Origin of the sequence: Pseudomonas sp. KK18, from assembly GCF_037094675.1 — a bacterium.
Taxonomy (GTDB): Bacteria; Pseudomonadota; Gammaproteobacteria; order Pseudomonadales; family Pseudomonadaceae; genus Aquipseudomonas.
On the sequence record NZ_CP146605.1, the window covers coordinates 648,613 to 663,563 of the forward strand.

The 14,951-nt window shown below is 61.9% G+C and carries 11 protein-coding genes; 9 read left to right on the forward strand and 2 right to left on the reverse strand.

Annotated features, from left to right (window positions below):
- Positions 1–19: 19 nt before the first annotated feature.
- From V6607_RS02850 to V6607_RS02890, 9 genes are all read left to right on the forward strand, one after another.
- The gene (locus V6607_RS02850; protein ID WP_003217488.1) at positions 20–907 is read left to right on the forward strand and encodes a hypothetical protein; all 888 of its coding nucleotides are present in this window, start codon (positions 20–22) and stop codon (positions 905–907) included.
- Between the two features lie 18 nt (positions 908–925).
- The gene (gene rplI, locus V6607_RS02855) at positions 926–1,372 is read left to right on the forward strand and encodes a 50S ribosomal protein L9 (protein ID WP_003171376.1); all 447 of its coding nucleotides are present in this window, start codon (positions 926–928) and stop codon (positions 1,370–1,372) included.
- Between the two features lie 120 nt (positions 1,373–1,492).
- Complete coding sequence (gene dnaB / locus V6607_RS02860) at positions 1,493–2,887, forward strand: replicative DNA helicase (protein ID WP_003217484.1); 1,395 nt, start codon at positions 1,493–1,495, stop codon at positions 2,885–2,887.
- A gap of 99 nt (positions 2,888–2,986) precedes the next feature.
- On the forward strand, positions 2,987–5,290 hold the full coding sequence (locus V6607_RS02865) for a YgiQ family radical SAM protein (RefSeq protein WP_008439091.1): 2,304 nt from the start codon (positions 2,987–2,989) through the stop codon (positions 5,288–5,290).
- A 221-nt stretch (positions 5,291–5,511) separates the two neighbouring features.
- Positions 5,512–6,432 (forward strand): NAD synthetase, encoded by a 921-nt coding sequence (locus tag V6607_RS02870; RefSeq protein ID WP_134325641.1) that lies wholly within the window; start codon positions 5,512–5,514, stop codon positions 6,430–6,432.
- A complete protein-coding gene (locus tag V6607_RS02875) occupies positions 6,429–6,878 on the forward strand; it encodes a hypothetical protein (protein WP_134325642.1) in 450 nt (149 codons plus the stop codon). Before V6607_RS02870 ends, V6607_RS02875 begins: the two co-directional genes overlap by 4 nt.
- A gap of 187 nt (positions 6,879–7,065) precedes the next feature.
- A complete protein-coding gene (locus tag V6607_RS02880; protein WP_134325643.1) occupies positions 7,066–10,356 on the forward strand; it encodes a transglutaminase family protein in 3,291 nt (1,096 codons plus the stop codon).
- Between the two features lie 190 nt (positions 10,357–10,546).
- Positions 10,547–13,033: a circularly permuted type 2 ATP-grasp protein gene (locus tag V6607_RS02885; protein WP_134325644.1), complete on the forward strand. Its 2,487-nt coding sequence runs from the start codon at positions 10,547–10,549 to the stop codon at positions 13,031–13,033.
- Positions 13,033–13,923: a transglutaminase family protein gene (locus V6607_RS02890; protein ID WP_003217471.1), complete on the forward strand. Its 891-nt coding sequence runs from the start codon at positions 13,033–13,035 to the stop codon at positions 13,921–13,923. Before V6607_RS02885 ends, V6607_RS02890 begins: the two co-directional genes overlap by 1 nt.
- 130 nt (positions 13,924–14,053) lie before the next feature.
- Here V6607_RS02890 and V6607_RS02895 read toward each other — a convergent pair whose 3' ends face one another.
- Together V6607_RS02895 and V6607_RS02900 are read right to left on the reverse strand one after the other, a co-directional pair.
- Positions 14,054–14,233, reverse strand: coding sequence for a hypothetical protein (locus V6607_RS02895; protein ID WP_003217470.1), 180 nt, complete (start codon positions 14,231–14,233; stop codon positions 14,054–14,056).
- A gap of 68 nt (positions 14,234–14,301) precedes the next feature.
- A complete protein-coding gene (locus V6607_RS02900; RefSeq protein ID WP_134325645.1) occupies positions 14,302–14,889 on the reverse strand; it encodes a TIGR00730 family Rossman fold protein in 588 nt (195 codons plus the stop codon).
- Between the last annotated feature and the right edge of the window lie 62 nt (positions 14,890–14,951).

Here is a 14,951-nt window from a genome sequence, read left to right on the forward strand (position 1 = left end):
GTAGTAAGGGATTGAATGCATGCGCGCCTTAGCTGAGTTCATCATGCGCGGTCGTGTGCAGGCCACTCTGGTAGTGGCTGGATGTGCAGCATTGCCGTTGTTGTATTGGTTGGGTGCTGCCGCGGGTTGCCTTGTGCTTCTGCGGCGCGGTTTGAAGGACGCCCTTGGCGTTCTTGCCCTGGGGATACTGCCGGCCTTGGTCTGGTGGTTGAAATTCGATGATCCACGGGTACTTCTGGTACTGCTCGGTTCATCGACCCTTGCGTTGGTTTTGCGCGCAAGTGAGTCCTGGGTCCGTACGCTGCTGGTCAGCGTGGCATTGGGGTTGGTGTATTCACTGGCGCTTGGCGCGGCTTTCCGCCCGCAAATCGAGGCGCTGGCGCAGGAGATCATCAAGATCCTGCCGCTGGCCCTCGGGGATCTCTACCAGCAGTTATCGGTAGAGGAGCGAGCGCGCTTTGCGTCAGTGGTTGCACCGATGCTTACCGGCCTGATAGCGGCACTGTTGCAGATTGTCAGCTTGCTGAGCCTGATTCTTGGGCGTTACTGGCAGGCGTTGTTGTATAACCCGGGTGGTTTTGGTCGCGAGTTTCGCAGTATCAGAATCCCCGCTGGACCGGCGATGTTGCTGCTGGCGTTCATGGTGGTCGGGCCGACTTTTGGCCTGGCGCTGTTGGTGCCGTTGTGCAGCGTACCGCTGGTATTCGCCGGCCTGTCCCTGATTCATGGGCTGGTGGCGCAAAAGCGACTGGGCAGATTCTGGCTGGTGGGGTTGTACGTGACGCTGTTGCTGTTCATGCAGCTGATCTATCCGTTACTCGTGGTCTTGGCCATTGTCGACGGCCTGATTGATTTTCGCGGTCGTCTGGCGCCGAAAGACGCCGATAACGCGAACGGTGAAGGTTAAAAGTTAGAGGATTTTCACATGCAACTGATCCTTCTGGAAAAAGTCGCCAACCTGGGCAACCTGGGCGACAAAGTGAACGTTAAGGCCGGCTACGGTCGTAACTACCTGCTGCCATACGGCAAAGCCACCGCTGCAACCGCTGCCAACCTGGCTGCGTTTGAAGAGCGTCGTGCCGAGCTGGAAAAAGCAGCAGCAGACAAAAAAGCTTCGGCCGAAACTCGCGCTGCCCAACTGGCTGAGCTGGAAGTGACTATCACTGCCACCGCCGGTGACGAAGGCAAGCTGTTCGGTTCGATCGGCACCCACGACATCGCTGATGCACTGACCGCCTCCGGCGTTGAAGTGCAGAAGAGCGAAGTTCGTCTGCCGAACGGCACCATCCGCAACGTTGGCGAATTCGATGTAGCCGTGCACCTGCACGCTGAAGTCGAAGCAACCGTACGCGTTGTTGTGGTAGCAGCTTAAGCAACACCTAACTGACTGGCACCTCGCGTGCCAGGCAGTTAACATCGGGCACGATCCTGTTCACAGGTCGTGCCTTTTGTTTTTCTGTAGCCCCAGATTCTCCAACTATTCCAAGTGGCCATGAACGATATCTCCGCTCCTGAGCAATATGACCTGCAAACCGCTGCCCTGAAGGTGCCGCCGCATTCCATCGAGGCCGAACAGGCCGTGCTCGGTGGCTTGATGCTGGACAACAACGCCTGGGAACGCGTGCTGGATCAAGTCTCGGACGGCGATTTCTACCGTCATGACCACCGCCTGATCTTCCGCGCCATTGCCAAGCTGGCCGACCAGAACTCACCGATCGACGTGGTGACCCTGGCCGAGCAATTGGACAAGGAAGGCCAGACGTCCCAAGTGGGCGGCCTGGGTTACCTGGGCGAGCTGGCGAAAAACACGCCATCGGTTGCCAACATCAAGGCCTATGCGCAGATCGTCCGTGCGCGGGCCACGTTGCGCCAGTTGATCGGCATCGCCACCGAGATCGCCGACAGCGCGTTCAACCCGGAAGGCCGCACCGCCGAAGAGATTCTCGACGAAGCCGAACGGCAGATCTTCCAGATCGCCGAGGCCCGGCCGAAAACCGGCGGCCCGGTCAGCGTCAACGACTTGCTGACCAAGGCCATCGACCGTATCGACACCTTGTTCAACACCGACAACGCCATCACCGGCCTGTCCACCGGCTACACCGACCTCGACGGCATGACCAGCGGCCTGCAGCCAGCCGACTTGATCATCGTCGCCGGCCGTCCGTCCATGGGTAAAACCACCTTCGCCATGAACCTGGTGGAAAACGCCGTGTTGCGCAGCGACAAGGCCGTACTGGTTTACTCCCTGGAGATGCCAGGCGAATCGCTGATCATGCGTATGTTGTCGTCCCTGGGCCGCATCGACCAGACCAAGGTGCGTGCCGGCCGCCTGGAAGACGACGACTGGCCGCGGCTGACCTCGGCGGTCAACCTGCTCAACGATCGCAAGCTGTTTATCGATGACACCGCGGGCATCAGCCCGTCGGAAATGCGCGCGCGTACCCGACGCCTGGTGCGTGAGCACGGCGATATTGCCCTGATCATGATCGACTACCTGCAGTTGATGCAGATCCCGGGCTCCAGCGGTGACAGCCGGACCAACGAGATTTCCGAGATTTCCCGCTCGTTGAAAGCCCTGGCCAAGGAATTCAACTGCCCGGTGGTTGCCCTGTCGCAGCTCAACCGATCTCTTGAGCAGCGTCCGAACAAACGCCCGATCAACTCCGACTTGCGGGAATCCGGAGCGATCGAGCAGGATGCTGACGTGATCATGTTCGTATACCGGGACGAGGTGTATCACCCGGAGACCGAGCATAAAGGCATCGCTGAAATCATTATCGGTAAACAGCGTAACGGGCCAATCGGCACCACGCGCCTGGCCTTCATCGGTAAATACACCCGCTTCGAGAACCTGGCGCCGGGCAGCTATAACTTCGAAGACGAGTAAAAGCGCTGCCCGCCAATTCCGACTGCAAAGGTCGGAATTGGTCAAATTTTGTGCTATATTCCGCGCCCGCGATTTTTCATCTCAACACCGGTCACCGTCATGCAAACAGCCAAGCCGTTATTTGACTATCCCAAGTACTGGGCCGAATGTTTCGGTCCTGCGCCATTCCTGCCGATGAGCAGGGAGGAGATGGATCAGCTTGGCTGGGATTCATGCGACATCATCATCGTCACCGGTGACGCGTACGTGGACCATCCGTCGTTCGGCATGGCAATCATCGGCCGGCTGCTGGAGTCCCAGGGCTTTCGCGTCGGGATCATTGCCCAGCCCAACTGGCAGTCCAAAGACGACTTCATGAAGCTCGGCGAGCCGAACCTGTTCTTCGGCGTCGCGGCCGGCAACATGGACTCGATGATCAACCGCTACACCGCCGACAAGAAAATCCGCTCCGATGACGCCTACACCCCAGGCGGCATGGCCGGCAAACGTCCGGACCGCGCGAGCCTGGTCTACAGCCAGCGCTGCAAGGAAGCCTACAAGCACGTGCCGATCGTGCTCGGCGGCATCGAAGCCTCCCTGCGCCGCATCGCCCACTACGACTACTGGCAGGACCGTGTACGCAACTCGATCCTGATCGACGCCTGTGCCGATATCCTGCTGTACGGCAACGCCGAGCGGGCCATCGTCGAAGTCGCCCAGCGCCTGTCGTGGGGCCACAAGATCGAAGACATCACCGACGTGCGCGGCACTGCGTTCATTCGCCGTGACACGCCTGAAGGCTGGTACGAGGTGGACTCCACCCGTATCGACCGTCCGGGCAAGATCGACAAGATCATCAACCCGTACGTGAATACCCAGGACACCCAGGCCTGCGCCATCGAGCAGGAAAAGGGCCCGGTGGAAGACCCGGAAGAGGCCAAGGTGGTACAGATCCTGGCCAGCCCACGCATGACCCGTGACAAGACCGTGATCCGTCTGCCGTCCGTGGAAAAAGTCCGTGGCGACTCGGTGCTGTATGCCCACGCCAACCGCGTGCTCCACCTGGAAACCAACCCGGGCAACGCCCGCGCGCTGGTACAGAAGCACGGCGAAGTGGATGTGTGGTTCAACCCGCCGCCCATTCCCATGACTACCGAAGAAATGGACTACGTGTTCGGCATGCCTTACGCCCGTGTTCCACACCCGGCGTACGGCAAGGAAAAGATCCCGGCCTACGACATGATCCGCTTCTCGGTGAACATCATGCGTGGCTGCTTCGGCGGCTGCACCTTCTGCTCGATCACCGAGCACGAAGGCCGAATCATCCAGAACCGTTCCGAAGAGTCGATCATTCGCGAAATCGAAGAGATCCGCGACAAGGTGCCAGGCTTCACCGGCGTCATTTCCGACCTCGGCGGCCCGACCGCGAACATGTACCGCATTGCCTGCAAGAGCCCGGAAATCGAATCCGCGTGCCGCAAGCCATCCTGCGTGTTCCCGGGCATCTGCCCGAACCTGAACACCGACCACTCGTCGTTGATCCAGCTGTACCGCAGCGCCCGTGCGTTGCCGGGTGTGAAGAAGATCCTGATCGCTTCCGGGCTGCGCTACGACCTCGCGGTCGAGTCGCCGGAGTACGTGAAGGAGCTGGTGACCCACCACGTCGGTGGTTACCTGAAGATCGCCCCGGAACACACCGAGGAAGGTCCGCTCAACCAGATGATGAAACCGGGCATCGGCAGCTATGACAAGTTCAAGCGCATGTTCGAGAAGTACACCAAGGAAGCGGGCAAGGAGCAGTACCTGATTCCTTACTTCATCGCCGCCCACCCGGGCACCACCGATGAAGACATGATGAACCTGGCCCTGTGGCTCAAGGGCAACGGCTTCCGCGCCGACCAGGTGCAGGCGTTCTACCCGTCGCCAATGGCCACCGCCACGGCGATGTACCACTCGGGCAAGAACCCGCTGCGCAAGGTCACCTACAAGAGCGACGCGGTGACCATCGTCAAGAGCGAAGAACAGCGCCGCCTGCACAAGGCCTTCCTGCGCTACCACGACCCGAAGGGCTGGCCGATGCTGCGTGAAGCATTGACTCGCATGGGCCGTGCCGACCTGATCGGGCCGGGCAAGGAGCAACTGATCCCGTTGCACCAACCGTCCACCGACAGCTACCAGAGCGCCCGTCGCAAAAACTCGACGCCGGCTGGCAGCCACAAGGTTGCGAAGGAAACCACCACCAGGATCCTCACCCAGCATACCGGCCTGCCGCCGCGTGGCAGTGATGGCAGCAACCCTTGGGACAAGCGTGAGCAAGCCAAGGCCGCGGCCATGGCGCGCAACAAGCAGGCCGCCAAGGAGCGCACCGACGCCGCCAAGGGCAAAGGCAAGAAGCCAGCCCGCAAGCCGGTGGTGCCGCGTTGATCGCCGCCTGAAACGCAAAACGCCAGCCTCGTGCTGGCGTTTTGCTTTCTAGCGGGTGGGTAGCCTGTTTGTTAAGGTGGCGCCCATTCGAGCGCCATCGCAGGCAAGCCAGCTCCCACATGTGACCGGGTTTCAGCATGAGAATGCGGTCGAATGTGGGAGCGGGCTTGCTCGCGAAAGCGCCAGTTCAGACACCACCCATTTCAAGGAAGAACACCCCCATGAGCAGCCCCCTGCTTGGCATCGGCATGGACTCCAACCGCTCCCAGTTCATGGCCCGCCAGCGCATCGAAAGCCAGATCAACCTGCCACGCCTGTTTGCCGCCATCGACGCCGACCCCGGCATTGTGGGGGCGGGTGTGGTGTATATCGATGCTGACTTCAACATCGTGACCCTGCGCGAATTCCAACCCATCTGCAGCATTGCGCCCAAACGCGTGATCCTGCGGGAAGCGCAGCGGTACATAGCGCCGGCGCAGTTCGCCCAGCAGGTGCAAGACAATCCCCGTGAATCGCGGCTGGTGGGTGAAGCGATCAACACCACGCTGTCGTGTGCCGGTGCAGTCATCGGCTGGGTAGTGGTGCTCAGCGGCTCTGTCGCGATACCGTTTTCGGCGGGTGCCAGTACGGTGGTCGCAGCCCTCGGCTACACCGCTGCGGCAGCCAGTACCGTTCAGTGTTTTGCCGGTGGCTACCGGACCGTCAACGAAATAAGAAATCCGTCGCGCAACGACGAGCTCGACGGCGAGGAATGGTATCAATACACGATGATCGCGTTGGACGCCGCATCGTTGGTCGGAGTCGGTGCATCGTCACTCACCACCCTCAAGTTGGTCCGGCTGAATAAGGCGACCACCGGCAAAAGTGTTCGGGAGGTACTGAAAGGCTTGAATCGACAAGAGCGCGCCAAACTGACCAAGGAGTTGCTGAGCATTAACGACCCTCGCTTGAGCTCGAAGATGCTCAAGTTGCGACAGTTGTCAGGTGAGCTGCCCAAGCGCTTCACGCCCACACAGGTCAAGCACGCAACGGTCACGCAAATACAGGATGCGTTGGGCGCCTCGATTGGCTTCACGGGCAGTGCGCTCTCCGGGAATGTCCGAACCATTGCCGTAGGTCTATACGAGGAGATTGAGCAATGAACCAAGCACCGAGCATTCGTGCCTTTCTATCCCGGTACTTTCCGGTTTTCATGGGGGCGATATTTGCAGCGGTATTTTCCCTGGTCTTCGCGGTGCCTTTGTTTTTTGACAGCTATTTCCGGGACCTTCCCCTGGCGGATAACGCCAAGTACTCCTTTCTCGGCGGAATCGCTCTGACGTTGGTCATCGTACACTGCAACTTCATGATCGCCCGCGGACGCCCGCAATGGGTGTGGCCGCTGGTGGTGTTGCTGGGGCTTTGTCTTGTGTGTGTGCTGCCCACGATCGAGTACCGACCGCATCCATTTATTTATGGCATGAGCGTGCTGTTGCCGTTGCTGGCGCTGCTGGTGCTTAACAGCAAGCGCCACCGCGAAATGCGCCAGAAACTGGTCGAAGTGCGCCACCTGCGTGAAGCCGTGATCGCCAGGCACAAAGCCCGTTGACTGGGTAGATTCACCACCCACCCTCACACTCCCGCCACAAATATGTGCAACCCTCGCACCACGACGGCGGCCATCGCGCCGTTTTGGTGCTGTACTGCACCGGGTCCCACGATAAAGCGCAATGACCACTGCTCTGGCATAAGTCTTGCGCGCTTTGTTTCCATGCCCTGGCTCGCAGGAGGCCGCCGTGTCGATTCATGTCGCGTTGCACCACGTTACGCATTACCGCTACGACCGCGCGGTCGAACTCGGCCCACAGATTGTTCGTCTGCGTCCGGCGGCCCATAGCCGCACGCGGATTCTTTCCTACGCGCTGAAGGTGCTGCCGGAACAGCACTTCATCAATTGGCAACAAGATCCCCAGGGCAATTACCTGGCGCGTCTGGTGTTCCCGGAAAAAACTGATGAGCTGCGCATCGAAGTCGACTTGGTCGCGGAGATGGCGGTATTCAATCCGTTCGATTTCTTCCTGGAACCCTACGCCGAAAAAATCCCGTTCAGCTACGCCGCCGATGAGCAGCGCGAGCTGGCGCCGTACCTCGAAACATTGCCGCTGACCCCGAGATTCGCCGCGTATCTGGCGGGTATCGACCGCACGCCGTTGCCGGCGGTGGATTTCCTGGTGGGCCTGAATCAGCGTCTGGCCGCCGACATCGGCTACCTGATCCGCATGGAGCCGGGGGTACAAACTCCGGAATTCACCCTGGAAAACGCCTCCGGTTCCTGCCGGGATTCGGCGTGGTTGCTGGTGCAACTGCTGCGCAACCTTGGGTTGGCGGCACGATTTGTGTCCGGTTATCTGATCCAGCTGACCGCCGACGTCAAAGCCCTCGACGGCCCGTCCGGCACCGAGGTGGATTTCACCGACCTGCACGCCTGGTGCGAAGTGTATTTGCCCGGCGCCGGCTGGATCGGCCTCGATGCCACCTCCGGTTTGTTCGCCGGTGAAGGTCATATCCCGTTGGCCTGTAGTCCTGATCCTTCTTCCGCGGCGCCCATCAGTGGCCTGGTGGAACCCTGCGAGTGCGAATTTACCCACGAGATGTCCGTGGAGCGGATTTGGGAAGCCCCCAGGGTTACCAAGCCCTACACCGAAGAGCAGTGGCTGGCGATCCAGGCCCTGGGCCGGCAGATCGACGGTGACCTGCACAAGGACGACGTACGCCTGACCATGGGCGGCGAACCCACCTTCGTTTCCATCGACGACCCCGACGGCGCCGAATGGAACACCGCCGCCCTGGGCCCGGACAAACGCCGGCTGTCCGCCGAGCTGTTCCAGCGCATGCGCAAGCACTACGCACCCAAGGGCCTGGTGCATTTCGGCCAGGGCAAGTGGTACCCCGGCGAGCAACTGCCGCGCTGGTCCCTCAACTGCTACTGGCGCCGCGACGGCGTGCCGATCTGGCACAACAGCGCGCTGATCGCCGATGAGCAGCAAAGCTACGGCGCCGATGGCATGATGGCCGGGCGTTTTCTGGCCAGCGTTGCCGAGCGCCTGAAACTGCCCGCGCAGTTTGTATTTCCGGCCTACGAAGACAATTTCTATTACCTGTGGCGCGAAGGCGCCTTGCCGCAAAACGTCAGCGCCGAAGATCCGCGCCTGGAGGACAAGCTTGAGCGCGAGCGCCTGCGCAAGGTCTTCAGCCAGGGCCTGGATAAAGTCATCGGCCAGGTGCTGCCGCTGGCGCGCACGGCGGCCAATGACCGCTGGCAGAGCGGGCGCTGGTACCTGCGGGACAACCATTGCCGCCTGGTGCCGGGCGATTCACCGTTGGGTTATCGCCTGCCACTGGCCTCGCAACCGTGGGTAACGGCGGCGGACTATCCGTTCGTACACCCCACCGATCCCAATCAGGACCTGGCAGACCTGCCGACCACCTCACAACTGCAAAGCCATGGCGAGGCAGCTGCCAGCCAAGACCGTATCCCGAAGATCGACGAGTCTGCCGACTGGCTGACCCGCACCGCCCTGTGCGCCGAGGCACGGGACGGCCGCCTGTACCTGTTCATGCCGCCGCTGGAACGGGTCGAGGATTACCTGGAACTGGTGGCCGCCATCGAAGCCACCGCCGAAGAACTGCATTGCCCGGTGTTGCTGGAAGGTTATGAGCCGCCGAGCGACCCACGCCTGAGCAACTTCCGGGTGACGCCGGATCCGGGTGTGATCGAGGTCAACGTGCAGCCGTCCGCCACCTGGGACGAGTTGGTGGAACGCACCGAGTTTCTCTACGAAGAAGCCCGGCAAACCCGCCTCACCACAGAAAAATTCATGATCGACGGGCGCCACACCGGCACCGGCGGCGGTAACCACTTTGTGCTCGGTGGCGCTACGCCCAAGGATTCGCCGTTCCTGCGGCGTCCCGATCTGCTGCGCAGCCTGATCAGCTATTGGCATAACCATCCGTCATTGTCCTACCTGTTTTCCGGCCTGTTCATCGGCCCGACTTCCCAGGCACCACGGGTCGACGAAGCGCGCAACGATGCGCTGTATGAGCTGGAAATCGCCTTCGCGCAGATGCCCGAAGCGGGCGAAGAATGCCCGCCATGGTTGGTGGACCGCCTGCTGCGCAACCTGCTGATCGACGTCACTGGCAATACCCACCGCGCCGAGTTCTGCATCGACAAGCTCTACTCGCCGGACGGTGCCACCGGCCGCCTGGGCCTGCTGGAATTGCGTGCCTTTGAAATGCCGCCCCATGCCCGCATGAGCCTGACCCAGCAGTTGCTGCTGCGGGCACTGGTCGCGCGGTTCTGGCGTGAACCCTATGCGCCGCCGAAGCTGGCGCGCTGGGGCACAGAGCTGCATGACCGCTTCCTGCTGCCGCACTTTATCGAGCAGGATTTTGCCGACGTGATCGTCGAGCTGAACGCTGCCGGTTATCCGCTGCGGGCCGAATGGTTTGCCGCGCACCTGGAGTTCCGTTTTCCCAAGGTCGGTGACTACGCCGTCAGCGGCATCGAACTGGAATTGCGCCAGGCCCTTGAGCCCTGGCATGTGCTGGGCGAAGAGGGTGCGGTGGGCGGTACGGTGCGTTACGTGGATTCGTCCCTGGAGCGCCTGCAGGTCAAGTTGAGTGGCCTGCCGCCCCAGCGTTACCTGCTGACCTGCAATGGCATCCCGGTGCCGCTGCAACCCACCGGGCGTGTCGGCGAGTTTGTGGCTGGCGTGCGTTATCGCGCCTGGCAACCGGCCAACTGCCTGCAGCCAACGATCCCGGTGCATGCGCCACTGGTGTTCGATCTTTTGGACACATGGATGCAGCGCTCGCTGGGCGGTTGCCAGTACCATGTCGCCCATCCGGGCGGGCGCAATTACGACAGCCTGCCGGTGAATGCCAATGAAGCTGAAAGCCGGCGGATGGCGCGGTTTTTCCGCTTGGGACACAGCCCCGGGAAATTGCCGGTGCCGAGTGTGGTGATCAATGATGAATTGCCGATGACCCTGGATTTGCGGCGCTTCTCCAATAAGAATGACTAAATGCGATTCAAAATGTGGGAGCAGGGTTTGTGTGGGAGCTGGCTTGCCTGCGATAGCATCACCTCGGTTTAACAGAGACTCCGAGGTGCTTGCATCGCAGGCAAGCCAGCTCCCACACAAGCCTGCTTGCACACTGGATTTGCAGTGTTTGTAAATTAATCTGACTTCCCTTGCCTCTGCCGAGCGTTCCATGCCCGACTTGCTCGACCGTTACCCGCTGACCGCGGGCACTTATCACGAACTGCTGGACGACAGCGGCGCGGTTCGCGCCCATTGGCAGCGGCTGCTCGATCACTTGCAACGCAGCACCCCGGCGCAACTGGCCCAGCGCCAAGCCTTGCTGACTCGGCAGATCCAGGAAAACGGCGTGACCTACAACGTCTACGCCGACCCCAAGGGCGCCGATCGCCCCTGGGAGCTGGACCTGCTGCCCCACGTGCTGGCCGCCGATGAATGGAAGCAACTCTCCGCCGGCATCGCCCAGCGTGCGCGCCTGCTGAATGCAGTACTGGCCGACCTCTACGGCCCGCAACGCTTGATCGCCGAAGGCTTGCTGCCGGCAGAACTGGTGTTCGGCCATAACAATTTCCTGTGGCCGTGCCAGGGGATCCAGCCGCCCGACGGCGCGTTCCTGCACCTGTACGCCGTGGACCTGGCGCGTACGCCGGATGGCCGCTGGTGGGTCACCGCCGACCGGACCCAGGCCCCGTCCGGCGCCGGTTATGCTTTGGAAAACCGCACCATCGTGTCCCGCGCCTTCCCGGACCTGTACCGCGACTTGCAGGTGCAGCACCTCACCGGGTTCTTCCGCACCCTGCAGGAAACCCTGGCCCGCCAGGCGCCGAGCGACGACCAGCCACCGCTGATCGTGCTGCTGACCCCGGGCCGTTTCAACGAAAGCTATTTCGAGCATCTGTACCTCGCCCGCCAGCTTGGCTACCCGCTGGTGGAAGGCGGCGACCTGACCGTGCGCGACGCCACGGTGTACCTCAAGACCCTCAGCGGCCTGCGCCGGGTGCACGCGATCATGCGCCGCCTGGACGACGACTTCTGCGACCCGCTGGAACTGCGCACCGACTCGGCCCTCGGCGTGCCCGGCCTGCTGGATGCCGTGCGCCAGGGCAATGTGCTGGTGGCCAACGCCCTGGGCAGTGGCGTGCTGGAATCCCCTGGCCTGTTGGGATTTCTGCCGAAGATCAATCAATTCCTGTTTGGCGAAGAGCTGATCCTGCCGTCCATCGCGACCTGGTGGTGCGGTGAGCCGCCGGTGCTGGCCGAAGCCCTGGAGAAACTGCCGGAGCTGCTGATCAAGCCGGCGTTTCCGTCGCAAAGCTTTACCCCGGTATTTGGCCGCGACTTGAACGACGAACAACGCGAGGCCCTGGCTGAGCGCATGCGCGCGCGGCCTTACGCCTATGTCGCCCAGGAACTTGCGCAGTTGTCCCAGGCGCCGGTCTGGCACACCGTTGACGATCACCTTCAGCACCGCGCCATCGGCATGCGTGTGTACGCCGTAGCCAGCGCCGACGGTTATCGGGTACTGCCCGGTGGCCTGACCCGTGTGGCCGCCGATGCCGATGCCGAAGTGGTGTCGATGCAGCGTGGCGGTGCGAGCAAGGACACCTGGGTGCTCGGCGAACGTGCCCATGGCACCGAGCAATGGCGCGCCCAACGGGCCATCGGCGCCCATGACCTGGTGCGGCGTGATCCGTACCTGCCGTCGCGGGTGGTGGAAAACCTGTTCTGGTTTGGCCGTTATTGCGAGCGCTGTGATGACAGTGCGCGCTGGTTGCGGATCGTCCTCGCCCGCTATGTCGACGGAGACGACCCGCTGGCGCTGCAGGCGGCGGTTGAACTGGGTGAGAACCTGCGACTGTTGCCGGAGGAGGGCGAGTTGCCTGAGCGGCTTCAGGCGGCGTTGCTCGGTGACGACTGGCCGTCGAGCCTGCGGGCCAACTTGCAGCGCTTGCAGTGGGCGGCGTCCCAGGTGCGCGGCAAGCTGTCCCGGGAAAACTGGCAGGCGCTGGTGGAGTTGCAGCGCGAAGCCCTGGACCTGGAAAGCGAAGAGCCGGACTTCGGCGAACTGCTGGATTTCCTCAACCGCCTGGTGATGTCCCTGGCCGCGCTGTCGGGCTTTGCCCTTGACGACATGACCCGCGACGAAGGCTGGCGCTTCCTGATGATGGGCCGGCGCATCGAGCGCCTGCAGTTTCTCAGCAGCAGCCTGGCGGCGTTCCTGCGCGGCGTGGCGGTGTTCGATCAGGCCGGGCTGGAGTGGTTGCTGGAGCTGGGCAACAGCAGCATCACCTATCGTTCGCGCTACCTCGCGGTACCGCAGCTGATTCCGGTGCTGGACCTGTTGCTGCTGGATGAGCAAAACCCCCACGCAGTGCTGTTCCAGCTGAAACTGGTGAGCCGCACCTTGCGCCGCTTGAATGACGATTTCGGCGTGCCCCGGGAAACCGGGCTGGCGCCGTTGGTGGAGCGCCTGGCGCGCTTTGACCTGGGCTGCCTGGAGAACCCGCTGTTCGGCGAGTCCAGTGTGCGTGCCGCGCTGGATGGCCTGGCCGACCTGCTGCAAGCGGTGGCCGATGAAAGTGGGCAAGTCTCGGATCGCCTGGCCTTGCGCCATTTTGCCCATGTGGACGATGTCAGCCAGCAAACGGTGTCTGTGTGATGAGTGCCCGCTACCAGATTTTCCACGATACCCACTACCACTACGACAGCCCGGTGTCCCTGGCCCAGCAGCTGGCGCACCTGTGGCCGCGGCCTTGCGCCTGGCAGCGCTGCAGCTCGCAGCAACTGGAGATCAGCCCAGAACCGACCTCGCGCCGGGATGAACTGGATGTGTTCGGCAACCCGATCACCCGGCTGGCATTCGAGCGGCCCCATGATGAACTGCTGGTGAACGCCGGGCTGACAGTGGAGGTGTTGGCGCGGCCGCTGCTGGATTTCAGCCTGTCGCCGGCCTGGGACCAGACCCGCAACGGCCTGACCTACAGCAGCCAGCCGCTGTCGGCCGAAGTGATCGAGGCGTGCCGCTATCGGTTCGAATCGCCCTATGTGCATTTGAAGAAAAGCTTCGTCGAGTTCTCCGAAGACTGTTTCCCGGCTGGTCGTCCGTTGCTGTTGGGTGTGCAGGCGCTGATGCAGAAGATCTTCAGCGAATTTACTTTCGATGCCGAAGCCACCCAGGTCGCCACGCCGTTGGTGGAAGTGCTGGAGCGCCGGCGCGGCGTGTGCCAGGACTTCGCCCACCTGATGCTCGCGTGCCTGCGTTCCCGGGGCCTGGCGGCGCGGTATATCAGCGGTTACCTGCTGACCCAGCCACCGCCCGGCCAACCACGGTTGATCGGCGCGGATGCGTCCCACGCGTGGGTGTCGGTGTTTTGCCCGGTGTCGGGTTGGGTGGATTTTGACCCGACCAACAATGTGCAGCCGGCACTGGAACACATCACCCTGGCCTGGGGCCGGGACTTTTCCGATGTTTCGCCGTTGCGGGGGGTGATTCTGGGGGGAGGGAGCCATGACCCGGAAGTGCGGGTGACGGTGATGCCGCTGGAGTAATGCACAAGATCGTTCCCACGCTCCGCGTGGGAATGCCTGTTGTGACGCTCTGCGTCACCCTGCGCATATCTCAAATCGGGACGCAGAGCGCCCCAGGATGCATTCCCACGCGGAGCGTGGGAACGATCACCTATTCAGCGTCTTTCGGTGCTTCGGTTTCGTCTGTAGCCACTGTACCTTCAGCATCCGGGTTCAGTGCACCGGCTTCTTCGTCGGCTGCAATTTTCTTGCGCTGCAGCTTTTCCTCTTTCTTCTGCTCTTTGGCCAAGTCTCTCTGACGTTTGGCGAAGGAGTAATTAGGTTTTGCCATGGGCGATCCTCTGGGGTCGAAGGTGAGGTTGAGCGGCGCGTATTCTGCCTTTAATCGCGTCCCAAGGGTTAATCGGGTTTTTGGTCCACCCATTTGGGCAGGACCAGCGGTTGCCAGGCATCCAGTACGTCAAGCAGCTCAGCCGGCGATTCGCTCATTTGCAGCATGGCACGATGCGGTGCCCGGACGAAGCCTTCGCCGACGATATGATCAAGAAAATCGGTCAACTTGCGGTAAAAACCGTTCACTTCGAGCAAACCCAGCGGTTTGCCGTGGTAGCCGAGCTGGCCCCAGGTCCAGACTTCGAACAGTTCTTCCAGGGTGCCCAGGCCGCCCGGCAGCGCAATAAAGGCGTCGCTCAGTTCGGCCATGCGTGCCTTGCGGGCGTGCATGCCGTCGACCACTTCCAGGCGGGTCAGGCCTTTGTGGCCGATTTCGAGGTTTTTCAGGCTTTCGGGAATAATTCCGATCACCTCGCCGCCGGCTTCCAGCGCCGCATCGGCGACGATACCCATCAGGCCCACGGCGCCGCCGCCGTACACCAGGGTCAGCTTGCGCTTGGCCAGCGCGCGCCCGAGGGCCACGGCTGCTTCACGGTAGGCCGGGTTGGTGCCGCTGCTGGCACCGCAAAACACACAGACAGACTTCAAGGACATACCTGACTCCACTCAGTTGTGGCTAAAGAGTAAAGGCTGGCTTGCGTCTCTCAAAGGATTAA